Origin of the sequence: Sphingobacterium cellulitidis, assembly GCF_043187465.1 — a bacterium.
Taxonomy (GTDB): domain Bacteria; phylum Bacteroidota; class Bacteroidia; order Sphingobacteriales; family Sphingobacteriaceae; genus Sphingobacterium; species Sphingobacterium cellulitidis.
In genome coordinates this window covers 1,899,597-1,920,823 of record NZ_CP171136.1, presented here as the reverse complement: position 1 = coordinate 1,920,823, position 21,227 = coordinate 1,899,597, and the positions used below count along the sequence as shown (strand labels likewise).

Below are 21,227 nucleotides of genomic sequence, written 5' to 3'. Positions count from 1 at the left end.
TTAAGGTTATCGCGGGCAAAAACAATTTGCTCAGAAGGATGAAAATACAATAGTGACAGCCGGAAAGACGGCTTTTTAAATCGTTCATAATTTAGGTTTATAATTGGTTTGGTGCTGGTGGTCGTGAGATAGCCAGCATTATTTTGGGGTGATCGTCTAGTGGTTAGGACGGCAGGTTATGGTAAAGCTTCTGAAACACGTATAAGACTTTATCGCTTGCAAACATTGGTTCGAATCCAATTCACTCCACGATACTTAACACAGTGGCTTTGTGTTGAAATTGTAGGATAACGTGCCCATCAGCTTACTATCATTAAATTAATTAAGCAGTAAATGACAAAAGAAAGCCCTACTGGAAGGAAAGTCCGCAACTAAACCTGCTTAGCATTTGAAACGTAAATGCAATTTGGCGAGAAATAATGAGGTTGTCTGAAGGCTCATTTCCTTATGACGGTGGGTCGCTCCCATCCCTCGCTACGAACGCAACAGAGAGCGAGGTTCTTGGTTCTTTAAAGTAATAATCTGAAAGATGGCGATATATAGCAATGCTGATACCCTTGAAAAAAGTTGATTGGTCTCGGTTAGTGGAGGGTGATCGTAAAATTATAGCACTAATGGTTTTCAGGTTATGAAATAAAGAATTAGCAGCAAAGAACCTCAAAGAATTTAAGACAGCTGGATAGACAGCGAATAGTTCATTAATTTATTAACTCAATTAACCATTTACGAAATGAAAAGATTTGTAGCAATTGCGATGATCGGTTTATTTTCCGTTATGATGGTTGGCACGGTTTACGCATCCTTTGACAAGAATGCTTCCATTGAGCTTAAAAAAGACTTTGAGAAGGTCCCGCACTTTGATCTAATCTGTGACGGTATCACTCCAGATGTTTCTCCAAAGTACAGCAAAATGGTAACGGTATTGTCTGAAGATGATCTGATCAACGGATATACTTCCGATATCAAGCCGAGTGCTAACGATCCACCTACTATTAGAATGTTATAGGTGCAATGGAATAAGAATTTAGTAAAGGTGTCGAATTCGACACCTTTAATTATAGGCCTAGCTTAACGGTAAAGCGACGGATTCCAAACCCGTTAGATGTGAGTTCGAATCTTACGGCCTGTACTTAAGTAATAGAAAAGCGGAGATAGATGCCCGCATGCCCTGGTCCAGGATCAGGGCTTATTAAGAATTACAACCAAAGCGGGATATGTTTATGATGGGGAGTTCTTTATTCCCGCTTTAAAGACTTTCATAGTGGAATTAAATAGTTAGTGTGTATCCCCTTTGCTCCCATAGTGAAGGGGATTTTTTAACACTGATCAAAACAATAAAATTATAAACTAACCAAACACACACAGTTATGAAAAGGTATTCAACTTGGGTAGCAATTTTAATAACAGTCGGCACTATTGGAGCTATGTTAGAGTATAAAACATTCACAATTCCGTTTGTTATTGGATTTACGTTGTTAATCATCATATACCCTGCATCACTATTATTAAACAATGACTAACCATGCCAAACACCGCAAAGCAAGAAGCTATACGCAAGGCGTATGGTGAGTATTGGGAGCAAGTAAAGGATGAACTCCATCAAGGTATGTACATCTGCCTAATTGATGAACGTAGTAGCATAATTTCATGGAACGGAATACTGATGACTGTACATGACTTTAATAATCATCTTTACATGCCCAAATCCCTACAAGGCATCGAAAACAACAACGGGTGGATAAGGATAGAGAGTGAGGAGCAACATGACGAAATCGAAAACGACTACTATTGGTGGTATAATGACGATAACGGAGATTGGGAAATAGGTGATAAATCTTTCTATGGTAAATACACCCACTACCAACCCATTGTAAAACCCGAAAAGCCTATATACTAGGCAAGTTCTTTGAAGAAATAACATCACCCAAGTCCTGCAAGACTTGTTAAATAAACTGTGGTGATGTTTAAAAACATAAAGCAAGGTTGTGAACATTGAGCCTATTATCATAGGGATGCAGTCACTAATGAACGTATAACAGCCTTGCTTTTAAAATGTAGGTATGGCCAAGCGGTAAAGGCGCCAGTTCGCAAATCTGGCATCGGTGGTTCGATTCCACCTACCTACTCATACAACCACAAGCAGGATTGGTTATGATCGTTCTTTATTCCTGCTTTGGAAAGAAATATTTTTATAATGGGGAGGTCTTATTTAGGAAACTCCTCTGATACTTCTTCTATAGAAACGAATAGAAACTGCCAAACAAGGAATAAGATTATCAAAACCACTATAGTAATGATTACCCAAATTAAGGTGCTTTTTAATCTCTTATCCTCTAACATATCTTAAATACAAATGCAGATGAAAAAAGTTTTAATTAAACAAATCGGAAAATGAGAACATTAATAACATTAATACTTATTTCCTCACTCCTTCAAGGATGCGAGAAAGACGATCCACAACCTTTTAAAAAAAATCAGGATAATTATGATAGAGTTGAGATGGAGAAGGTGCGTGATAAATAAATAAATTCATTTTCAGCTAGGTTGCATAATTTTAACATTAATTAGTACCTTGTAAATAATTCAAATATTAAATTTGAAAAGAAAATATATAATGATGGTAAACGAAACTAACATATCAATTATTAAGCCGATTGAAGAAATCGCGGCTTATGAAACGTTATGGGAAAATAGTAAGGCCACTTTTAAATCAATTGCTGAGATCTTTCAAAAATCCCCTGGAATAAAACCTACTGATTTAGTAAAAAGACATCAGTATGAAAAAAACCTCGATAAGCTAGTTAAGATTTTTAATGAATTAAGATCGGAAAATAATTATCGCCCTAATATGTTGATTAATGGCGTTGTAAATTATCCTGAGAAGCTTAGATCAGCAAAAGAACCTATTGAACTTTTCTACTATACAGGTAATCTTGATTTAATTTATAGTCGATCTGTGGCTATTGTTGGAGCAAGAAAACCTTCTGAAGATGGAAAAAAAAGAGCTAGAAAATTATCAAAACTTTTAGTAGAATCTGGATTTACAATTGTTTCTGGACTTGCAGCTGGAATAGATACTGAAGCTCATAAATCCGCTATTTTAAATGGAGGTAAAACAATTGCTGTTATAGGTACCCCTTTAAATTCGGTTTACCCAAAAGAGAATTTAAAACTGCAAAATTACATTGCTCATAAACATCTGTTGATAAGTCAAGTCCCATTTATTAAATATGAAAATCAAGATTATAGGTCTAATCGATTATTTTTTCCTGAACGGAATAAGACCATGTCTGCTATTACTGAAGCGACAATTATCGTGGAAGCCAGCGACACTTCAGGGACTCTGATACAGGCAAGAGCAGCATTACAACAAGGCAGATTATTATTTATTCTTGAAAGCTGTTTTCAAAATAAGGATATAACATGGCCTTCTTACTACGAAAAAAGAGGAGCCATAAGGGTCAAAGACTTTTCTGATATTACTAATGCCCTAAAATCATGATGATTTTTAGGTACATTGATGAACTCACTAGACCAGATCATTCTTTTCTTGATGAAAATGATGATTGTTTTTATTTTGCCGAATATCCGACAGGAAAAAAGGAAGATAATTACAATAATCCAGTCTACTCCTTAATTAACAATATAAAAAAACCTGTTTCTCAGAAAAACCAACCTTATTACAAATACAAAATCCGCGATATACAAAGATGTTCAAAGGCGTTAGTAGATATATTTAATAAATATGGTGATATAGGAGAATATACTATTGTTCCAGTTCCACCTTCAAAGACAAAAAACAATCCAAATTATGACCCTAGATTGATGGATATTCTTAGTGGATTAACAACCACTTTTAATAATGCTGACGTTAGGGAATTAATTGTAGCTAAGAGTGATATGACCCCTTCTCATGAGTCTTCTATCAGACCATCAATAAATAAACTGAAAAGTAATTACATGATTGATGAAGGTCTAATTCAAGGCTGTAGAAAAGATATTATATTATTTGATGACGTATTAACATCTGGTGCTCATTTTAAAGCTTGTAAGGAGCTTCTGTTGGAATATTCTCCAGATTCTGATATAATTGGTTATTTTATAGCAAGAAGACTTCTTCCTGACCCTTCGCTTGATTTTTATAACGACGATGATGAACTGCCTTTTTAAATCTTAATATTCAATCACCAAACTTATATTATTATGGGATTTTTAAAAAATATATTTACTACTTCTATAGAAGACCTTAAGAAAAATGTTGAATCAAGACAAAAGGAAGTTGAAAACCGACAAAATATGCTTGATTGGGCAAAGTCAGTTCTGAAGTCAAGACAACAACAGCAACCAAAAGGATCAAACGGCATTTCAGATTCTAAAAAGAAAGTTGAGGAATATAAGGTTGCACTTCAAAAGGCTAAAGAAAACCTTAAGATTGCAAAAGAGAAGTTAAGAAATGCTAAAAAATAATCATTGTTTACCAATTATTGGATTAAATTTATTTCTTAAATAAAATTCAGCTCTAGAACATATGTATTCATAATGCTTTGATGGAGGAAGTGGTATATATTGTAATTTATATTCGACATGTTGAATATTTTCCCGCATTTTCAATTTTAAAGCAAAGGTATTCTTATCAATTGCGGCTTCAATGTGCTGCCTTACGCGATGAAATATAGACTGTGACTTTCCCAGATAAAGTTGTAAATAGTCCATTGTGCCGAGATGCATATTAATTCTTTTTTTCTTCGTGTTTGGAACAAATTTCCATTTATATTCTTCAATTTCCCACAATAGCTTAAAATTCTTAATCCATACTTGAACATCACTATTATCAGTATGAATGGAAATCATATAAATCCCTGGGCACTTAATTTTACTCCAATCTATATTTACTTCATAATTCGACATATTAAAATGACCAGCTTCTATAAATTCAAGCGAACTTAAGTAGGTTTCGAACTTAAGATCTAAATCATCTAAATTATCTATAATTTCATTTACCATTGTTTAATAATTAAATTATTCCATGTAAATCACCCCACCTCAAAAACTACCGAAAAAACAAACTCCCCATCCACACTGGTATCCAGGTAGCCTTCCTCTAGCTTGTGGTCCAGATACTCTACCCTGCTGTACTCCTCCCTAAGCTCCTTTATCTTAATGTTTATCCTTTCCTGTAGATGAGAAGTTCCATCTATATCAAAGAAAAGCTCACATGGAAGGGTAATGCGTTCGGTTATGGTATGTTTCATTGTTGTGGTTTAATAAATTCTTAATTATTGATTTTTATTAAGTTCTGCAGATAGAATTAATCTTTCCAATAAATTATTTATTTCCTTTCCGTTTTCTATTATAGTACTATAATAATCATCTGGACGATATCCTTCGTTTTGAGATAAATTTGAAAACAATAATTTACTTAAATGCTTTTTATTGTCTAAAAAAACCTCATCTAATCTATTAATTATAGACCTATCGGACTTTTTTGCAAATATTTTAAAGCTGCTGCTTGAACGTAAAAATGGAACTTGGTATTTTTCTACCAATTCATCCACCTCTTTAGGACTAATTTTTTGGGATCCAATTTCATTATATGGTAAGTTTTTAAAAAACCTATCAAATTGCATGGTATTAAAAATATAATCTTCCAAAGAAACTGTTCTTTTGGTAAATATGGTTGAATACTTAATCTCTTCTTGATTGATTTTCCAATCTAAAAACAATTTTGATACATTCCAGATCCCTCCAAAAAATATCGTCATCATCACCGAAATTTGAGACCAATATTTTATAATAAATTCTTGAGGTGACATATCGTAATAAATTTTGGTTTAATAATAGTTTTTATAGGCAGTAATCCGATGCATCCGAGCTGATTAGTTCAAATTTTGTATGACCAAATATTTCCATAAATATTGATTTAATTGGTTTATAAAATTTATTTAATTGATTTCAAATAAGGTTCAATCGCTTGAAACTCCTTAATATTCTCCAAACTTATCCATCCCTGTTGGTTGGTCATTCCTTCTTTATCCAATTCAACAAGAATCATTAAATTCTTATCCAGGGAGTTGTTTTGATATTCATGTGATTGGATCTGGCCATACCCAAGTTTGTATTTATACTCAGGAGCGAAAAATACTTTATCCCCGATATTATCTCTATCAGCATTAGTGCTTAAATAGAGTGAACCAATAGGATCAGAAACTTCATTAAACTTTCTTTTAGTTATGGTTATCTCCTTCCCAATGTAAAGGGTTTTTAATGAATCCAGTTTATGATAGAAAACATCTTCATCACTTGTTTTTTGGATTTCTCCGCAACTGAAAAGAAGGAAGATAATTGGCAATATGGTTAAAAATAGATTTTTCATATTTGAAGACAACTAAAAGCAGAATATATTCATATTAACGTCATTCAGATTAATGATTAACCAAATTTGTATTCCTCAGATTTTCTAAACAATAATTTATTAATCGGAGACCATGGTACATAACCTGCACGATGCTTGATATTCTATGAATTAAAATCTATTCGACCACTACATCAGAAAAATCACCAGTCGAGATGTTTAATGTACATTTGGCATACTTTGTAAGGATGGCTCCAAAAGCATTTTCACCCCTGTATTTCATAATTACCTTTACAGTTCCATCATTATTATCGGTATACCTAGTTTCCACATGTTCAAAGCTAGACGGATTGTTCAAATTGTCTTTAATATAATTTCTAAATTTTGTATATGAACCATCGAAATTTGAAAAATGCCTTTCTATTCTTCCTTGGGGATCATTTGCTTCATAATCACTTTGATCCTTATTAACTTTAAAACATTGGTCCATCAAGAATAGTATAACCCCAATGATTGCTAAAAACTTAATAATAGACCAAGTCTTGGGTTTAATTAAAGGCTGGGAATCATTAATTTTCATAAGAAGATTTATTTTAGATAAAGCTATCCAAAAATAAATTAGATTTTTACAGTTAACCGTAAAGAATTTTAAATACCTAATTTTGCCAAAGGATCCAATTTGCTAAATAAAAGTTTGAATGATCGATAAAACCTTAAAATTCTCTATTTCAAGTGGTGTGACAGTGATAATTTTCCAATCTAATGACTGGGCAAGATTTGATTTTTCATAATCTCTTAATATGCCTTTACCTGAACTGTGTCCGCTATTGCCTTTTGCCCAAACACCTCCATTAACTTCGATTCCAATTTTATATTTCGGAATGGCATAGTCCAGACGATAATTTCGCTCAATAGAAAAATGGAACTCCGGCCATACTTCTAGGCCAAGTTCCATTTCTATAAACCTTATGAAAGCATCTTTGTGCTTTTCTTTGTTCTTGATATTCCTGGAGTCATCAATCCAACCAGTTTTAACGACTTTGGATCTATTACTTTTTGGTGAAACCGAATAAATAACCTTTGGAGTACTTGGAGGATAATAAACATTATCAACCAAAACATAGTTTTTCTTTATAAGTTCACTAATAATAGATTTTCCTTGACCAGGTCTCCCCCATTTGCCCATAATTAAACTCCTAATCCTTGATCAAGTCTTCTGCCTATTTCGAACAATGATATCTCTTGATTAGTACCAAGTGTCTTGTTGACAATGGAATTATCTGAGGCACCACTTCCATTTTGATCATCGAAATCCGGTATCATCGAATTGTACATCATCAGGTTTCTCCAGCTTATTTTCCACTTGACATACTCTTCGGTCCATCCGTAGTACTTACAGCTGTTTCCGATGATGTCGAATGCGCTTCCCCTTCCAGGATACTTCCTACCATCTGATTTAGATTTACCATCGATCCCGTAATACCGAAAAAAGTCTGAAGGTCCAACCTCCGGTAGACCTCTAAGGAATATTTCTGGATTTCTGATTTATCAAATTGATAGCTAATTCCATCTATCAACCATCCGGGAGGCGTTCCCTTTCTGTTATAGAAAGCAATAGCTAGGAAATTAATGAATATGGGGATGTTTATCCTGATCATTTCATAAACTTCCAGGTCATTCATTGTTTTACTAATCTTCAAATCAATAAGCTCCCCTAAAAGCCTAACAATTGTGGCTGGTTTCGGATCTGAGAGATAAATTTTTTTTGATTTGAATTTTGGCAATATCCTGATGGAAGATAAAAATCTAGTAAACCAATTATAATAAAGCTGCGGTACCTTAATTACCTTAACCAGTTCTTTTTGGTCTGCAAGGGATGCAACCAATTCTTTCTTAATATTTTCTTTATTCATTTCGGTTAGGAATAAAAGCCCTACTTGCCGCCTAACCTTCGGCTTTCGGGCTATATGATAACGAACTATCCTTCTGGTAATGTTACATCAACAAACTTGTATCCCCAAGGTGATACAGCATCTCCATCTGCGTCAACTGGAGTAGTCGCTTCTCCAGCAAAATTTATGGCTACAAAACCATTTTTAGTAAATGGATTTGTAAAACCAGCCGACATAGCTAAAGCTGGAGCCTCCCAAACCATTTGCTTTCCTTCAAAAGGGTTCGAAGTCAATCTAACTGCTAAATAATAGATTTCGTCTTGAACTGGAGCTTTAAATTCAGTAGCTCCTGTAGTGATTTCTCCTTTGAACAATAAATTAGCATTATCAATTTTTAAGTTCAAAGAATTTCCCACCAAACTAGCCGGATCAGTTTCTCCAGGTAATACCCAACGGACACCTGATTTATCTTCAACTCTGATTCTTACCTTTTCTAATGGTGGAATATTGATGTTGACACTTCCCATTTCCAGGTCATCAACCTTTAACCAACCAGTAGTCGGCATTGCACCATTAGCGGCCATCAATGCAAACTCAATACTTTTTACACCTGTTACTGCTGCCATTTTATTTTAATTTTTGGCGATTTCGCCGTAAATATTCTGTTTATTTTTCCTTACGTAAATAGTTATACCATATCCCTATGTTCATATACCAATTCCCACCATCTGGAATAAGATCGCCTGCAGTTTCTAAATTCAGAAAAAAATCATAGCCACGATATCCATCTAAAACTTCACAAACATAGTCGACGATTTCATTCATCCTAACTGAATTTGGCTGTGTATTGTCAATTGAATTTGGAGTACCCCCAGGTTGGTTCACAAGATTTGGAACATGAATGTTCACATTGATATAATTTTTTGTAATCTGTTCAGCAGAAGAAGCTGAACAATTTAAAACTATATCTTCCTTTTTAGAATTTAATACACGAACATATTTTCGAATAGATCCAGTTAAAGAAACAATTGTCTCTACATCAGCCAATTCAAGAACGTTTATCACATCATCTATAGATTGACCTGCTGTTTTTAATATAAGATCCATCATTCAATCGTTTCAAATTCTTCGAAAGCTTCTTTTAGGTATACATCTATATTTCCCTGAGTTCCCTTCAACACCTCAAAACCACGACTCTCCACCCAACTGGCATATTCCATTCCCGAAACAAAAACAACTCCCCAACCTTTAGATTGTCTCAATTCGCTCAATGCTAGGTTAAGACCTTCCTTCAATCCCGTTACCTTATCGGTCCCAATTGCACTTTCCCTAAAATCTTTATGTACAACCTTACCGTCCTTATAGATTATGAATCCAGTTGAACTATTAAGATTACCGGTATGATCTTGGTAAGCTGTATTCAGCATTTTAGTCCTAACCAATTCAATTGCTCTGTGGAGAATCTTAGAAAGGTGCTGGATTGTCTGGTTTTCAATCTCTTTTTCAATTTGGACTGAAAGCGCTTTCATATCAGTGGTAATTTCAAACCCAATTTTCATCTAACACCTCCCTTGACAGTTATAAGCTCCTACATGAAATGCCAATAATTCCTGGTCATTTACAAACGTCTCCCCTCTTTCATTTTCACCATTGAAGAGAATGCCCAAAGGAATCGAAGGGGTATCGACTGGAAAAGCAATATCAAATGAACATTGGATTTCAGTCCCATCTTGTTTTTTTAAGAACACCGTTCCTTTTACAGGTCGGAACCTACACTCAAATGATCTTTCGACACCTTGGGTATCCTGAAATTTAAACTTATCTGGATATTGTTCCCCTACCATAATTCTGAGATAATTTCAATCGTTGGACCTTCATCTGCAAATTCATCATTCACTCCCCACCTCCTAAGGATCCCTGCTCTTAAATTAAGTAGATCAGTGATATCCTGTTGGGTGATTTGATAATCAAGTTCCTTAACAGATTTTGGGTTGGTACAGATCCAAAGAATAAGCCCTGCTTGCGAAAGGTCCATATTCCTGCGGGCTGTTTCATCAGCTGGATTATACTCATTTTCCGGAACCAAACCGTTTTCGGTCAGTATTAGATCAATGGTATTCTGTTTTGCAGGGATTGATACCTTTGCCTTCAGGGCTTCTCTTATAATCATGTCTAGATTTTCTTAACTAATCCGCGTTCAACAAGGTTTTCCAAACGGTCAGCATCAAGGTCGCTGACATCTTCATCGATATTGTAAATCTTTTCCTTTTCAGCCTTTACGTTGCTGCGAAATGAGTTCACCACAATGAAACGTGTTTCCTTTTTGTTTTTCGCTCTATTTGATTTCGTCTCAAGTTTCTTGATAGATTCCTTCAAAGACTCGATCTCTGCATCTTTGGAAGCAATTGTGGCCTCATGTTCTGAAACCTTAGACTTCAAAGACTCGATCTCTGCATTGATAACATCATCCATTTTAGACTCTTGAACCTTTGAGACTTGATCTCCTTCTACTTTAGAAGAAGTTGCTGGAGTTGTATCTCCCGCTTTCTCGATTTTATTTTCTGTTCCCATTATCCGCCTGGTAAAATAGTTTTTAGAATAAAAGTTGATTTCGCATTGTTCAACACCGGGGTATCATATGAAGTTCCCTTTGTCACTACGGTGATAGGATCTTCGATTCCCCAAGTTTTGATCAATACAATTCCCGACTTCGTTTTTTGAGCTACTCCAGCTTTTACATACTCATCAGCAGAAAGAGTATATTGGGTATTTCCCAATTGCTCCGTTACTGAGAAGGTAACATTCCCTAGCTCCCAACCACTAACCACAGTTTGAGTACCATCTTTCGACTCCTGGACCATAGCAGATTCCCAAACCTTGAAGATTGGCAAACCTTTTGATTTTAGAGCTCGGTTGATTTCATCCAAACTAGGCTCCTGTTGAAGATTCAATGCGTTCTGAACATAGGTTGCAGTGAACTTTTGAACGCTGGCATTCATAGCTACCAAAGAAATGGTATCCTCTTCACACCACATAAATTTTGGATAAGGAAGTTTAGCAGCTTTAAATCGTGCTTTCATATCCTTGATATCCTTGATAATGTCCGCGGTTGGATCGATCCAGTTCTTTGGAGCATTTACAAAGTTTCCTGCTGGAATAGCAAAATCAACATCATTTACTGTTTGAATACCTTGCTCATTATTTACCTGAGTAAGTTTATACTTCCCAGTTGAAGCAATCCTTTTTGCCAACCATTCATTTCGGGCCTCAATACCATTACGTACAAAAACCTGATCTTCATAATGCCAATCAATTACTCGCTGCGCGGCTTCTCTACGTGTTTGGCCAGCGGGTAAACGTCGTACTGCATCTTCCAATTCTCTTAAAGTATTGAAATCAGTTTCGACCTTATCTCTCGCAATTTCCAATTTTGGAATATCACCCTCGATCTTGGTTGGAAGATTTCTTCCAAAGCGTGGTGCACGGCTGTTGAAATCGGTAACAGCTGCCATAACCTTAGCGCCAAATTGAGCTTCAATAGCTTTCCAACTCAATGTAGGTTGATAAAGCAATGGGAACACTGACTGATATTGCAACGCATCGAAAGGATACGTCTCAACATAGGCCTGTGCATCAGCTCTACGAAACTCAGGTACTAATTCTTGAATATTTATCATTTCTTATATGAATATGATCTTTTTAAAATCTGTTAATTAAACAAAAGTGATTCTCGGTAATGCTGTCTTTAAGTCCTCTACAATAGCTTGTAAAGCTGTTGGTAGTGCCTTAATCCTAACCGTACCACTAATAACCACACCATTGGCATATGTGTTACCATCAGACACCTCAGATGCTCGGTGAGTTAATCCAATTGGTTTTATTGCTCCATCAGTTGCTGATAAAACTTCTCCAACTCCTGTTGTTGCATTTCTGCCAACAAGAGACGCTTCTGGAACGTATCCATCAGGATAATCTGTTTTATCAACATCTAGGATCAAACCTCCAGGAAGGGTATCTACAACGTTTTCAAATACTACCTTTTGAAAACCCTGTGTACCTGTTCTTTTTACTCCTTGTAATCCCATTTAAAAAATTTATTATGCATTAGCCTTAGCAGCTGCTTCGGCTTTACGCTGTTCAACTAATTGTTTCATTGCAGGAGACACCTCATCATCCTTCAATTTTTGGCCACCAATACCTCCAGTGGGAGAATCAATTCCAAGACCTGAATCAGCTGCAAACTGGATTTCATCAGCAACATCCTGTTCAATGTCCGCTAGGTATTCATTGAATTCTTCATCGCTTTCAATTTTAAGCCGATCAAAATCCCTAAGCGTACGTAATTTGAATTTTTCAGGAGCATCCTTGATCTTACCCTCAAGCAATTCTCTGCGAGATTTAGCAGTATCCTGTTTTTGGAAATTTGTTAACTGAGTTGTCAACCCTTCAATAATTTTGTTTTGGTTTTCGACATGAGCTTTGAACCAAGGTGGCATCTCATCCTTGTTGGTTTCTTCGCTTTTAGTCTTCTTTTTGTCCGTTTGCTCATTAGGTTGCGTTTCAGGCTCATCATCTTCTTGGTCCTCATTTTCATCTTCTTGCTCTGCAGCAAGTCTGTCCGCATTCCTTTTGGCATCGTCCAAAGTCGCCAATTCTTTAAATGATAGGATTGAATCGAGTTTGTCTATTTCACCGTCGATATCGTCTTCGTTGTCCACTATTGAGTCCAACTTGTCCGCTATTCCGTTGATTCTGACATTAGAAAGGTTAATCTTTAGTGATTTAGCCTTTTCTTTTAGTTTGGAAATGATTTTTGATTTTAGTGACATGTTTTTGTGTTTTTTAGAGTCTAATCCGGAGAGCTAATCCGTGCCATCCTCAGTTATTTACTTTAAACACAAAAATATAACAACACATCCGATTGGATAGGTTTAAGAATTAGGCAAAACACATATTTGCATAATATTCAACAAAGGGGTAATTTTGGAGTTAAGCCAAACGATTATACTATAATGAAACTGATATCACCATCTAGTATTGATTCTATCAACTATAAAATGAGCCAATTAAATGAATCAATAATAGCTCTGCAAAGGAAACAAATAATTCTACAGGACTCGATAACTGTATTAAACAATTCGATACAAAAAGCTGGTATAAAAACGGAATTTTATACAGATCAGCTCAATTTTCAATTATTTTGGTTTTCAATTTTATTAGGCTTAATTGGACTGGTTTCATGGAAGTCACTAATAGCACCACTAGAAAAAAAAATTGGGACCTATTCCAATACTCTAAAAACCATTCGAGAAACAGAATTGCCTACTTTGGAAACTAGTATTAAAAATAATATAGATGAAAAATCTATAAAATTAGAAAACGAATTATTCGATATAAACAGTAAAGTAAATGAAACGACACTTTTGACACTACAATCGGTAACCGAAGTACACTCTATAAACAGGAATTGGCGATTATACTTCCTTTACCGTTTAAAGGTTATAAATCATCATTTTGATATAGATGATTACGATGAAAAAGAAATTGAACCTAAGATAATTAACTCTTTGCAAGATTTACTGGCTGTAGCTATTGGCGAAAATCTGAATATAGATAGAATGAAACCTATTAATATTGAGGTAATAAAAATACTTAGTAGAGTTATGTCCGAAGATTGCCATATAGATATAAAAAATCTTACTCAAAGAATACTTGACACAATAAATATTTCTGAAAACAAGCCAGAGACTTCTTATGATGTTGATATAAATGACAAGTCAACATCTACACCCAAACCTCCAACATCGAAGTAACTTTCATTTGGTAGTTTTTTAGAAAATATGATCCTTTAATATAAGCAACGTTGGTGAAATCAGTTAATTCAAACGAATTATCCCAAACGTCATAGACGATTCCATTGCAATAATAGAAAAGATACCAAATTCCCTTTTCATGGTTTCGGCACCTTAAAATGCAAGGATGATTAGTATCTGGATTGAACTTGACAAACCTCGGATTAGTATTGAACCCGAGGTTTTGAAGAGCATTGATATATAATTGGCCTCCCCACTTTTTCTTTCCTATTGATTTTACAAATGAATGGACATCATCAAATTCCAATCCTGTTAGTGTTGATAAAGTAGACTCATGGAAATAAGGTCGACCATAATTGACTATTTCAAATTCATACTTCATCAGAACTTTCTTTCTTAGAAGCTTCTAAGGCTAATTTCTCAGCCTTTTCCTTATTAATCTGAGAGATTTCATCATCAGAATTCTTGGTCAATGGAGAATACTCAACAGCTGTTTTCTGGCTTAACAGATCATTGTTCTTTGCTTTTACCAAAACATCTAATGTTTCACCATCATCATTGATCCTATAAATTGGAATATCAAAACCTATACTAAAAGACTTGGAAACTGTAGATAAGGAAACATCAATTACTCCACAAGCTGTTTTAATGAAATTGATATCTCTCTTTGTTCCAATTCCATATTCACCATCTATTTCATCACGTGCAGCAAGATGCGCATCCATGAATACACGATCCCATGCAACTCCAGATAATGCGCCCAAACCCTTCAAATCTTCCATAGACATCTGTGGCGTTTGAGAACAATCGAATATGACCTTCATCAAAGAATCAAATTCAAGTTTAATTGCATCAGTGGCCTGATCCCAAGTAATGTACCTGGCATCTCCATCTTTACCTTTGATCTGTATCGCCTTACCTTGATCACCCCTTTCCAACATCTTGGCCCCAGCATCACCAAACATCGCAAATACAGGTGATGCATGATAGATATTTGTTTCACCTACATCTGACAGCAAAGTTTCTATCCTATTTATGGCTGACTGAAGGTCCGCCCATGGAGGTGCTGGTTTTGAATAATATATGATCGGGAGCTTTCCATAAGAATGTGTCTTTACTGATTCAATGATCCAACCGTTGTTATTTGGAGTGGATAGAATATCTTCACCTTCTCGGGCCTTACGGAACTTATAGATATGCGTAGAAGAATATACATCAAATCTCTCATCTTCATTCAATGAAAATCCATTTAATAATTCCTGAGGATTTCCAATGATATCAGAAAATGATCTTTTCGATTTATACTGCCGTCCGAAATAAAGCAGATTCCCAAAATCATCGAATACAGGAAGTAGTTTATCACCAAGTTCCGGAGAAAGGATCTTGCACCTTAACCTAAAGTTTCCCCCGATCTTGACCAAACTACCCCAATATTCATTCTTATTTACAGGTTCAGAGTACCAAAGTTTTGCAACCTGAAGCTCAGAGAGCAATCTTCTGGCCACTTCCTTTTCAATGAATTCAATTTTGTTGTCTTCTCGGATCTTCTTGACCATATCATAAAGTCGCTGTTCATCTGGAGTGGTAACGTTCGCTTCCAATTGGATCTTGCCAACATTCATAAATGCAACCCGGCGCTTTACGATAAGCTTTTGAAGCGGTACACCGATCCTATTCACTTGGATCCTTTCAAGCTTAGTGACCGGCACAATATTTTTTGTTTTGGGATCTTCTTTTGTTAACTGGACTCCATTTGAATCTTTTACTGCAACACGTCTTTTTCTTCGGGGCCTTTTATTATCTGACTCATTGAAGACATCATGCTGTGTAACATCATATTCTTGCTGAGCGTTGCTATATGCTGGCTCTGCCAAAGCACCTAATGTTTCCACTACAACAGGAAGGACCTCACGCGGTACCAACTCTTTAATTACTTCTTTGCTTTCTTTTTTCTTTGCCATTATTTTGTTGTTAGTGGTTAGGATTAGAAAATATCAAATACTGTCTCATCGACTTCTTCCGGCTCTGCGATCAGGTCAAAATATTTACGCATCAATATAAGGTCGCGCCAATCTGGGGACCTACCTATTTCTTTCTTGATTTCTTTCTTAGGTAAAATCCTCAGCTTATTTTCATCATCGGATTTATATGTTTTCAGCCATGAGAACTCTTCCTGGATTTCTTGTTGCTCCGATTCTGACTCTATACATTTCAATAGAATATTGTGCCCAGCAATATCATCAGCCAAGAGATATGCACATTGGGTCTGTAGATTCTGGTAATTCTCTTTTTGTGGAAGATCATCCCTGCTATCGCCGTAGAACCTGTTTTCGTTTTCCCTGGCTTCATCGGTTATGATCGGAGCGGCATTGTTAACAAAACCTAAAATTCCACATACATCTACTGTTCCTCCTCCTACTCCATCATCATCAGCGATGCAATGATGGGCAGGAATACTCCATTTTGCACGCATCGCATTTATACATGCCTGGATATCCAGAGTTGAAGACTTATCAAACGAATGGCATTCCATAAGGATCCATCCCCACCAGACGCCAATTCTAGCTTTGTCAGAACCAAATCGTGCGATATCAGCTGTTATATACCAAGATGGTTTTTCATCCATGCTATTGTACCTAGTCCAGATATGGGTATTGGTGAACATGGCCATGATGTCATCATATTTGCACATTGCGTTCGGATCATCATCGTATTCCCAATTTCCATGCAGTAAGCGTTCCTTTTTGGCTTTATCCTTTGTTCTCTGTAACCTTTCAAGATACCCTTTGTCGATATGTGGATTATCTTGGACAAATGCAGCCAAGTACTTCATGATCTTAGGAAGTGTACCCTTTTTATTTGGAAGATAGAATGTAGTGTACATCCAATTCTTTTTAGGATTACATGTGATAAAAAGCTTCCCAATTAGATTAAACTTCTCATTGTACTGGCGACCTATACGGGTCTTTAGGACATCATATGCTCCAAAATCGATCTCCCCACCTTCCTCAATCCATCCACCTGTATATTCAGTTGATCCAAATCTCTCATATACTGGGTCGCGTGGCAGGAACTTTAGCTCCAATAAATCGATACGACTACCGTTTTTAAACTGGATAAAGTTTTTCTGTCCATTGTACTTAAAATCGATTCCATTCCTGATGCCATATTCGTTTGCAACTTTAAAGAATGTGATCAAGGTCGATTCTGTTATTCTCTTTAGCTCCTCGCGACCTATAAACCATCTGGTTCCTGGGTAATTCCAACATTGGAACAGTAGCCAACAGCAACCGGTCCATGACTTTGCACCACCTGCAGCACCCCCATAAAGAAATTCTTCAGTTTCATTATCCGTAAGGATCCTTAATGCTTCTTCCTGCTTTTCGTGTCTTCCCTTGGGGGTTTCAACTATAAAATCAAATATCCCTCGTTTGAAGGATATTCCTTGAAGCTGTCTCACATCAAGATTTGATAATATGTTGTCTACCTTGTTCATTCAGTCTTTTTGGTAGATTTCAATAATTCTCGGATGGTTTCATCTGAAAGCGAATTAGGATCAATCTTATTCTTATCATCGACAACAAGAGTATCGGTATACATGCCATTGACCCGAGCAAGCTTATCAAGCATTCCATCAACGGCATACATTTCAACCTTAGGACCAAATTCTTTCCACTCAAATGATTTGATCTTTCCTCCTTCCTTGTCCTTAGCAAGCTTCACAAGGTCCAGCTCAACTGTTTCATAAGTTTCCACTTCACTGTCATCAAAAGTAGCTAACGGATCTAGTTCCAAATCGATCTCAGCCCTCAAGATATCATCTTCAAGAGGAAGGATGTTTTTCTCGACATAATTATCGTATTCCTCATCTGTGTACCCCTTCCTCTCAATGTACATGTAGGCACGTTTGATCTCTAATTTTTTCCTTTCGATTAGTATGCCCAAAGGCTTGGTAACTCGTTTCATCCTATCCCTTTCCACAATTCGGAAATAATCGTTCATGGATGATTGGGCAATGTCAGACATGAGCTTCATAACCTGATCTGAATTCATTCGAGATTCCTTCAGACGTGACTCAATAAGTGCTGAAAGCTCAGGTTTTTTCAATAGTTCGCTTCCTATCGAGTAAGCGGTCTTTTCACTATATCCTGCTTGTATAGCAGCTTTGGTTGCATTGAAATGAATAAGATAATTATCTATAAATAACTGCTGTTTAGCGGTTAATTTAATTTTACCTGAATCAATCATACTCTTCTCCTTTCAACAATACTGTCAACCTGTTGCCTGAAAACCTTATCAACTTCATACACCTCACGAGCTACTTTTATCCGATAAGATGATTGCTGATGATGCTTAAGACTTAACTTTTTCAAAATAATATTCGCAATTCCATACTGTGATTTTTCTGAAAGAAGAATGGCTTTTGGTGAAAAAAGCAATAGGATCACCGCGGTAAAAAGTATCTCCGAATTGTGCTTTTTGGATGAAGGCAAAATTTCTGAATAGATAGAATCGATCAGCGATTCATCCAATGGCAATGGCAATAGAGCCTGTCTGTATCCATCGATATCAATCTGAGGATTATTTTTCTCAACAAGTTTCAAAACCATCTTATCCATGAAAGCAAAGCTATAAACTTATTTTTTGTTATCCAAATGGATAAGTTTAAATTTAAAATGGAGAATCATCCGATTGTTGGCTAGGAAAGTTCCAATTTGCATGATTGTTTAGGTTATTAACCTGCAACTGATTTTGCTTTTCAACGAAAGAAAAATCTGTGATAATTCCATTATCATCAAAGGATTCTTCTGACCATTCACTGAATTTCATAATTTCTCCCCTAAAACGGAAAGGTACAGTCCCTGTCTTTCCCGAACGGTTTTTAGCGATAATAGCCTCTGCCATACCAGCTGTTGGTCTGCCTTCCTCATCTTCCAATAAACCGTAATATTCGGGCCTATACAGGAAAATTACCATATCTGCATCCTGTTCAATGGATCCTGATTCTCGGAGATCCTGAAGCATTGGGCGCTTATTGTTTCCTGGCCTTGATTCAACGGACCGACTCAATTGTGAAAGTGCAATAACCGGAATTTCAAGCTCCTTCGCCAATACTTTGAGACCACGGGAAATATCGCTCACTGCGTTGTACCTGTCCTTTGCCTTTGTTGTCAATAGCTGAAGATAATCAATGACAATCATTTCAATTCCGTATAGTCTTTTCATCCGTTTGGCTTTTGCACTAAGTTCAACCATCGAGAGATTGGCTGAGTCATCCCAAAAAATCGGAAGGTTTTCAATATCATTCATTTTCGAATGTATTCTTTGCCAATCATAATCCTGAAGGGTACAATTTTTTATTTTCTCCAGAAAAATTTCAGTCTCGGAGGATAAGACGCGGCTCAGCAATTCTGATCTGGCCATCTCAAGTGAAAAAACTCCGACTGGTTTTCCAGTTTTGGCGGCGTTAATCACTTTGCTTAGCATGAATGCGGTCTTTCCCATAGCAGGACGAGCAGCTACGATAATCAGATTAGAGTTTTGCCAACCTCCTGTGAAACTATTCAATCCCTTATTTCCAGTATCGACTCCAGTGACATCCATAACCCCCATTTCTGATTTTTTCGTAATATCCTTGATTAACTCAGAAACAGCAAAATTCTGGCTTACCTCTTTTTTCGAAGAAACATGATTGACGATATTATCCCGCTGAGTTTCATAAGTATCCAAAATCTCGAATATATCCTTGGTCTCATTATAGCAATCCTGAATAGTAACATTAGACAATTTGATCAACTCACGTTGCATGAACTTTTGTGAAATTATCCTAGCATGATATTCGATATTGACGGAGTTCACCACCCGATCAGTAAGCTGTGTTAAGTAATAAGCTCCCCCGATCTTTTCAAGATTTCCGCTTTTCCTCAACTGATTAACCAATGTCATGAGATCCAACGGATCACCAGAAATTGAAATATCCTGACAAGCTTGATAAATCAATTTGTTGGGTTCGCGATAAAACATCTCAGGATTCAAGATATCAGCGACAAACATCATCGCGGTACTCTCAGAAATTATTGAACCAAGTACAGCTTCTTCTAGATCAATAGCTTGAGGCGGTAGTTTACCTTTTAAATTTTCATTCATCATTTTATGCCGTAATGTTGTTTTCGATGTTCAGCAAATGTTGTTGTATCCCTCCAACCATTGTTTAACCACATCCATTTACCAATTCTTTCTTCGTTTTTCGTCCCTGGGTTATCCGGAGGATTTGCATCATCACCGATATTTGGTTTTGAAACTGATTCATCATTTACGGTTTTTCCGAGTTCCATCTGCCTTCTGGTCCATGAGTAAAAATGAGATTTTGCATCAGATTCCTTTTCATGATTTTTTCCAGTACCCTTGCAGAAAATAAAAAACTTTTCTATCCATTTGGGGACATCTTCAGGGTTTTGGATCCCGAGTGAAATGCCAAAATCTGATTGCCAAGATTTATGAGAAAGCAAAACTGTTTTGAGATCGTCCATTGATGAATATACCCCCCAAGGATTAGGTCTTGGTATTTCCTCACCTTCAATTTTTTTATTAGGATCGATTTCGGGGATTTCCGTAGTTTTTGTTTCTTTTTCTTCTATCCCTTTAATTTCTCTTTCTCTTTCTCTTTCTCTTTCCGTACTTTTTGCGTGCATTAACTCAGTTTCTGCATGCATTAATCCCGATAAATGTTCATTTAGTGTACTTAATGTATGCAATAACCCCGCTAATTTGGAGTTATTGTCTTTAATATGACGCAATAACCCCGCTAAATCTTTCGTTCTACACTCTCTCCTTTTATAGGCATCAGCGATAGAGCTCATAAATTTTTCACTCCACACTACTTTGATCTTCCAAAGTTCGGCATTGATTTCTCCAAATTCCGCAAGATCATTTAGTATCTTAACTAAGGTTTCCTCGCTTACCAAACAAACATTATTAGCTAGATAATGGAAATCCAATTTGTTGTTAAGGTCTAGATAATGGAAATCCGTATCCCCAAGCTGTTCAAGAATCTTAAACCAAACTGCGTACCCATCATTTCCATATCGCGACTGCAATACGGACATCTTCTTTCCTGAACTAATATAGTGTGGGAAATAGTCTACATTATATTTTACTGGTCTAGCCATA

General features: G+C 36.2%; 30 protein-coding genes and 3 tRNA genes. 9 read left to right on the top strand and 24 right to left on the bottom strand.

All coding sequences use genetic code 11. The annotated features are described in order from the left end of the window. Positions 1–145 precede the first annotated feature (145 nt). The 8 genes from ACF3OC_RS08415 (at position 146) to ACF3OC_RS08380 (ending at position 4,467) form a co-directional block, all read left to right on the top strand. Positions 146–249: transfer RNA gene (locus tag ACF3OC_RS08415), tRNA-OTHER, on the top strand. Between the two features lie 481 nt (positions 250–730). Beyond that, the gene (locus ACF3OC_RS08410; RefSeq protein ID WP_392471399.1) at positions 731–1,006 is read left to right on the top strand and encodes a hypothetical protein; all 276 of its coding nucleotides are present in this window, start codon (positions 731–733) and stop codon (positions 1,004–1,006) included. Between the two features lie 51 nt (positions 1,007–1,057). Then, positions 1,058–1,129, top strand: a tRNA-Trp gene (locus ACF3OC_RS08405). Between the two features lie 393 nt (positions 1,130–1,522). Then, positions 1,523–1,897 carry a hypothetical protein gene (locus ACF3OC_RS08400; protein ID WP_392471397.1) on the top strand — a complete coding sequence of 125 codons (375 nt, stop codon included), beginning with the start codon at positions 1,523–1,525 and terminating at the stop codon, positions 1,895–1,897. A gap of 157 nt (positions 1,898–2,054) precedes the next feature. Further along, positions 2,055–2,126, top strand: a tRNA-Cys gene (locus ACF3OC_RS08395). A gap of 488 nt (positions 2,127–2,614) precedes the next feature. Next, positions 2,615–3,502, top strand: a complete 888-nt coding sequence (locus ACF3OC_RS08390) for a DNA-processing protein DprA (RefSeq protein ID WP_392471396.1) — start codon at positions 2,615–2,617, stop codon at positions 3,500–3,502. Next, a complete protein-coding gene (locus ACF3OC_RS08385) occupies positions 3,499–4,170 on the top strand; it encodes a hypothetical protein (RefSeq protein ID WP_392471393.1) in 672 nt (223 codons plus the stop codon). The genes ACF3OC_RS08390 and ACF3OC_RS08385 overlap by 4 nt, the downstream gene beginning before the upstream one ends. Before the next feature lie 33 nt (positions 4,171–4,203). Continuing rightward, positions 4,204–4,467: a hypothetical protein gene (locus ACF3OC_RS08380; protein WP_392471391.1), complete on the top strand. Its 264-nt coding sequence runs from the start codon at positions 4,204–4,206 to the stop codon at positions 4,465–4,467. On the opposite strand, the gene ACF3OC_RS08375 is transcribed toward ACF3OC_RS08380, so the two are convergent. The 17 genes from ACF3OC_RS08375 to ACF3OC_RS08295 all read right to left on the bottom strand — a co-directional run bounded on the left by ACF3OC_RS08375 (position 4,468) and on the right by ACF3OC_RS08295 (position 13,073). Continuing rightward, the gene (locus ACF3OC_RS08375) at positions 4,468–5,004 is read right to left on the bottom strand and encodes a hypothetical protein (protein WP_392471388.1); all 537 of its coding nucleotides are present in this window, start codon (positions 5,002–5,004) and stop codon (positions 4,468–4,470) included. It lies immediately after the preceding gene. Positions 5,005–5,033: 29 nt separating this feature from the next. Further along, complete coding sequence (locus tag ACF3OC_RS08370; RefSeq protein WP_392471386.1) at positions 5,034–5,252, bottom strand: hypothetical protein; 219 nt, start codon at positions 5,250–5,252, stop codon at positions 5,034–5,036. 24 nt (positions 5,253–5,276) lie between these two features. Then, entirely contained in the window at positions 5,277–5,813 is a 537-nt protein-coding gene (locus ACF3OC_RS08365; RefSeq protein ID WP_392471385.1) for a hypothetical protein, read from the bottom strand. A gap of 125 nt (positions 5,814–5,938) precedes the next feature. After that, a complete protein-coding gene (locus ACF3OC_RS08360; RefSeq protein WP_392471383.1) occupies positions 5,939–6,373 on the bottom strand; it encodes a hypothetical protein in 435 nt (144 codons plus the stop codon). 157 nt (positions 6,374–6,530) lie between these two features. Beyond that, a complete protein-coding gene (locus tag ACF3OC_RS08355; RefSeq protein ID WP_392471381.1) occupies positions 6,531–6,932 on the bottom strand; it encodes a hypothetical protein in 402 nt (133 codons plus the stop codon). Positions 6,933–7,034: 102 nt separating this feature from the next. Continuing rightward, positions 7,035–7,538, bottom strand: coding sequence for a hypothetical protein (locus tag ACF3OC_RS08350; RefSeq protein WP_392471378.1), 504 nt, complete (start codon positions 7,536–7,538; stop codon positions 7,035–7,037). A gap of 2 nt (positions 7,539–7,540) precedes the next feature. After that, positions 7,541–7,690: a hypothetical protein gene (locus ACF3OC_RS08345; protein WP_392471376.1), complete on the bottom strand. Its 150-nt coding sequence runs from the start codon at positions 7,688–7,690 to the stop codon at positions 7,541–7,543. 14 nt (positions 7,691–7,704) lie between these two features. Beyond that, a complete protein-coding gene (locus tag ACF3OC_RS08340; RefSeq protein WP_392471373.1) occupies positions 7,705–8,265 on the bottom strand; it encodes a hypothetical protein in 561 nt (186 codons plus the stop codon). Between the two features lie 65 nt (positions 8,266–8,330). Beyond that, positions 8,331–8,870: a hypothetical protein gene (locus ACF3OC_RS08335; protein ID WP_392471372.1), complete on the bottom strand. Its 540-nt coding sequence runs from the start codon at positions 8,868–8,870 to the stop codon at positions 8,331–8,333. Between the two features lie 40 nt (positions 8,871–8,910). Then, a complete protein-coding gene (locus ACF3OC_RS08330; RefSeq protein WP_392471370.1) occupies positions 8,911–9,354 on the bottom strand; it encodes a hypothetical protein in 444 nt (147 codons plus the stop codon). After that, on the bottom strand, positions 9,351–9,773 hold the full coding sequence (locus tag ACF3OC_RS08325) for a hypothetical protein (RefSeq protein ID WP_392471368.1): 423 nt from the start codon (positions 9,771–9,773) through the stop codon (positions 9,351–9,353). Before ACF3OC_RS08325 ends, ACF3OC_RS08330 begins: the two co-directional genes overlap by 4 nt. A gap of 30 nt (positions 9,774–9,803) precedes the next feature. Beyond that, positions 9,804–10,088 carry a hypothetical protein gene (locus tag ACF3OC_RS08320; RefSeq protein WP_313515156.1) on the bottom strand — a complete coding sequence of 95 codons (285 nt, stop codon included), beginning with the start codon at positions 10,086–10,088 and terminating at the stop codon, positions 9,804–9,806. After that, complete coding sequence (locus ACF3OC_RS08315; RefSeq protein WP_392471366.1) at positions 10,082–10,414, bottom strand: DUF6706 family protein; 333 nt, start codon at positions 10,412–10,414, stop codon at positions 10,082–10,084. Before ACF3OC_RS08315 ends, ACF3OC_RS08320 begins: the two co-directional genes overlap by 7 nt. A gap of 2 nt (positions 10,415–10,416) precedes the next feature. After that, on the bottom strand, positions 10,417–10,815 hold the full coding sequence (locus ACF3OC_RS08310; protein WP_392471364.1) for a hypothetical protein: 399 nt from the start codon (positions 10,813–10,815) through the stop codon (positions 10,417–10,419). Then, positions 10,815–11,921 (bottom strand): major capsid protein, encoded by a 1,107-nt coding sequence (locus ACF3OC_RS08305; RefSeq protein WP_392471362.1) that lies wholly within the window; start codon positions 11,919–11,921, stop codon positions 10,815–10,817. Before ACF3OC_RS08305 ends, ACF3OC_RS08310 begins: the two co-directional genes overlap by 1 nt. 36 nt (positions 11,922–11,957) lie before the next feature. Continuing rightward, positions 11,958–12,329, bottom strand: a complete 372-nt coding sequence (locus ACF3OC_RS08300) for a hypothetical protein (RefSeq protein WP_392471360.1) — start codon at positions 12,327–12,329, stop codon at positions 11,958–11,960. A 12-nt stretch (positions 12,330–12,341) separates the two neighbouring features. After that, entirely contained in the window at positions 12,342–13,073 is a 732-nt protein-coding gene (locus ACF3OC_RS08295) for a hypothetical protein (RefSeq protein WP_392471359.1), read from the bottom strand. Positions 13,074–13,256: 183 nt separating this feature from the next. On the opposite strand from ACF3OC_RS08295, the gene ACF3OC_RS08290 reads away from it, so the two are divergent. Further along, complete coding sequence (locus ACF3OC_RS08290) at positions 13,257–14,057, top strand: hypothetical protein (RefSeq protein ID WP_392471357.1); 801 nt, start codon at positions 13,257–13,259, stop codon at positions 14,055–14,057. Here ACF3OC_RS08290 and ACF3OC_RS08285 read toward each other — a convergent pair. From ACF3OC_RS08285 to ACF3OC_RS08255, 7 genes are read right to left on the bottom strand one after another with little or no spacing between them, the layout of a single operon-like run. Continuing rightward, positions 14,029–14,439, bottom strand: a complete 411-nt coding sequence (locus tag ACF3OC_RS08285) for a hypothetical protein (RefSeq protein ID WP_392471354.1) — start codon at positions 14,437–14,439, stop codon at positions 14,029–14,031. The two genes, ACF3OC_RS08290 and ACF3OC_RS08285, sit on opposite strands and share 29 nt — an antisense overlap. Beyond that, a complete protein-coding gene (locus ACF3OC_RS08280) occupies positions 14,429–16,018 on the bottom strand; it encodes a phage portal protein (RefSeq protein ID WP_392471352.1) in 1,590 nt (529 codons plus the stop codon). The genes ACF3OC_RS08285 and ACF3OC_RS08280 overlap by 11 nt, the downstream gene beginning before the upstream one ends. A gap of 23 nt (positions 16,019–16,041) precedes the next feature. Next, positions 16,042–17,553: a terminase large subunit domain-containing protein gene (locus ACF3OC_RS08275; RefSeq protein ID WP_392471350.1), complete on the bottom strand. Its 1,512-nt coding sequence runs from the start codon at positions 17,551–17,553 to the stop codon at positions 16,042–16,044. Beyond that, positions 17,550–18,305: a terminase small subunit gene (locus tag ACF3OC_RS08270; RefSeq protein WP_392471348.1), complete on the bottom strand. Its 756-nt coding sequence runs from the start codon at positions 18,303–18,305 to the stop codon at positions 17,550–17,552. Before ACF3OC_RS08270 ends, ACF3OC_RS08275 begins: the two co-directional genes overlap by 4 nt. Then, a complete protein-coding gene (locus tag ACF3OC_RS08265) occupies positions 18,302–18,676 on the bottom strand; it encodes a hypothetical protein (RefSeq protein WP_392471346.1) in 375 nt (124 codons plus the stop codon). Before ACF3OC_RS08265 ends, ACF3OC_RS08270 begins: the two co-directional genes overlap by 4 nt. A 52-nt stretch (positions 18,677–18,728) precedes the next feature. Then, positions 18,729–20,207: a replicative DNA helicase gene (gene dnaB / locus ACF3OC_RS08260; RefSeq protein ID WP_392471345.1), complete on the bottom strand. Its 1,479-nt coding sequence runs from the start codon at positions 20,205–20,207 to the stop codon at positions 18,729–18,731. Further along, positions 20,204–21,226 carry a Lin1244/Lin1753 domain-containing protein gene (locus ACF3OC_RS08255; RefSeq protein ID WP_392471343.1) on the bottom strand — a complete coding sequence of 341 codons (1,023 nt, stop codon included), beginning with the start codon at positions 21,224–21,226 and terminating at the stop codon, positions 20,204–20,206. Before ACF3OC_RS08255 ends, dnaB begins: the two co-directional genes overlap by 4 nt. Position 21,227 lies beyond the last annotated feature (1 nt).

What these genes read in the sequence shown, in the direction of transcription:
- ACF3OC_RS08410 (WP_392471399.1), top strand. Translation starts at nt 731, where the DNA reads ATGAAAAGATTTGTAGCAATTGCGATGATCGGTTTATTTTCCGTTATG.
- ACF3OC_RS08400 (WP_392471397.1), top strand. Translation starts at nt 1,523, where the DNA reads ATGCCAAACACCGCAAAGCAAGAAGCTATACGCAAGGCGTATGGTGAG.
- ACF3OC_RS08390 (WP_392471396.1), top strand. Translation starts at nt 2,615, where the DNA reads ATGATGGTAAACGAAACTAACATATCAATTATTAAGCCGATTGAAGAA.
- ACF3OC_RS08385 (WP_392471393.1), top strand. Translation starts at nt 3,499, where the DNA reads ATGATGATTTTTAGGTACATTGATGAACTCACTAGACCAGATCATTCT.
- ACF3OC_RS08380 (WP_392471391.1), top strand. Translation starts at nt 4,204, where the DNA reads ATGGGATTTTTAAAAAATATATTTACTACTTCTATAGAAGACCTTAAG.
- ACF3OC_RS08375 (WP_392471388.1), bottom strand. Translation starts at nt 5,004, where the DNA reads ATGGTAAATGAAATTATAGATAATTTAGATGATTTAGATCTTAAGTTC.
- ACF3OC_RS08370 (WP_392471386.1), bottom strand. Translation starts at nt 5,252, where the DNA reads ATGAAACATACCATAACCGAACGCATTACCCTTCCATGTGAGCTTTTC.
- ACF3OC_RS08365 (WP_392471385.1), bottom strand. Translation starts at nt 5,813, where the DNA reads ATGTCACCTCAAGAATTTATTATAAAATATTGGTCTCAAATTTCGGTG.
- ACF3OC_RS08360 (WP_392471383.1), bottom strand. Translation starts at nt 6,373, where the DNA reads ATGAAAAATCTATTTTTAACCATATTGCCAATTATCTTCCTTCTTTTC.
- ACF3OC_RS08355 (WP_392471381.1), bottom strand. Translation starts at nt 6,932, where the DNA reads ATGAAAATTAATGATTCCCAGCCTTTAATTAAACCCAAGACTTGGTCT.
- ACF3OC_RS08350 (WP_392471378.1), bottom strand. Translation starts at nt 7,538, where the DNA reads ATGGGCAAATGGGGGAGACCTGGTCAAGGAAAATCTATTATTAGTGAA.
- ACF3OC_RS08345 (WP_392471376.1), bottom strand. Translation starts at nt 7,690, where the DNA reads ATGATGTACAATTCGATGATACCGGATTTCGATGATCAAAATGGAAGT.
- ACF3OC_RS08340 (WP_392471373.1), bottom strand. Translation starts at nt 8,265, where the DNA reads ATGAATAAAGAAAATATTAAGAAAGAATTGGTTGCATCCCTTGCAGAC.
- ACF3OC_RS08335 (WP_392471372.1), bottom strand. Translation starts at nt 8,870, where the DNA reads ATGGCAGCAGTAACAGGTGTAAAAAGTATTGAGTTTGCATTGATGGCC.
- ACF3OC_RS08330 (WP_392471370.1), bottom strand. Translation starts at nt 9,354, where the DNA reads ATGATGGATCTTATATTAAAAACAGCAGGTCAATCTATAGATGATGTG.
- ACF3OC_RS08325 (WP_392471368.1), bottom strand. Translation starts at nt 9,773, where the DNA reads ATGAAAGCGCTTTCAGTCCAAATTGAAAAAGAGATTGAAAACCAGACA.
- ACF3OC_RS08320 (WP_313515156.1), bottom strand. Translation starts at nt 10,088, where the DNA reads ATGGTAGGGGAACAATATCCAGATAAGTTTAAATTTCAGGATACCCAA.
- ACF3OC_RS08315 (WP_392471366.1), bottom strand. Translation starts at nt 10,414, where the DNA reads ATGATTATAAGAGAAGCCCTGAAGGCAAAGGTATCAATCCCTGCAAAA.
- ACF3OC_RS08310 (WP_392471364.1), bottom strand. Translation starts at nt 10,815, where the DNA reads ATGGGAACAGAAAATAAAATCGAGAAAGCGGGAGATACAACTCCAGCA.
- ACF3OC_RS08305 (WP_392471362.1), bottom strand. Translation starts at nt 11,921, where the DNA reads ATGATAAATATTCAAGAATTAGTACCTGAGTTTCGTAGAGCTGATGCA.
- ACF3OC_RS08300 (WP_392471360.1), bottom strand. Translation starts at nt 12,329, where the DNA reads ATGGGATTACAAGGAGTAAAAAGAACAGGTACACAGGGTTTTCAAAAG.
- ACF3OC_RS08295 (WP_392471359.1), bottom strand. Translation starts at nt 13,073, where the DNA reads ATGTCACTAAAATCAAAAATCATTTCCAAACTAAAAGAAAAGGCTAAA.
- ACF3OC_RS08290 (WP_392471357.1), top strand. Translation starts at nt 13,257, where the DNA reads ATGAAACTGATATCACCATCTAGTATTGATTCTATCAACTATAAAATG.
- ACF3OC_RS08285 (WP_392471354.1), bottom strand. Translation starts at nt 14,439, where the DNA reads ATGAAGTATGAATTTGAAATAGTCAATTATGGTCGACCTTATTTCCAT.
- ACF3OC_RS08280 (WP_392471352.1), bottom strand. Translation starts at nt 16,018, where the DNA reads ATGGCAAAGAAAAAAGAAAGCAAAGAAGTAATTAAAGAGTTGGTACCG.
- ACF3OC_RS08275 (WP_392471350.1), bottom strand. Translation starts at nt 17,553, where the DNA reads ATGAACAAGGTAGACAACATATTATCAAATCTTGATGTGAGACAGCTT.
- ACF3OC_RS08270 (WP_392471348.1), bottom strand. Translation starts at nt 18,305, where the DNA reads ATGATTGATTCAGGTAAAATTAAATTAACCGCTAAACAGCAGTTATTT.
- ACF3OC_RS08265 (WP_392471346.1), bottom strand. Translation starts at nt 18,676, where the DNA reads ATGGATAAGATGGTTTTGAAACTTGTTGAGAAAAATAATCCTCAGATT.
- dnaB (WP_392471345.1), bottom strand. Translation starts at nt 20,207, where the DNA reads ATGATGAATGAAAATTTAAAAGGTAAACTACCGCCTCAAGCTATTGAT.
- ACF3OC_RS08255 (WP_392471343.1), bottom strand. Translation starts at nt 21,226, where the DNA reads ATGGCTAGACCAGTAAAATATAATGTAGACTATTTCCCACACTATATT.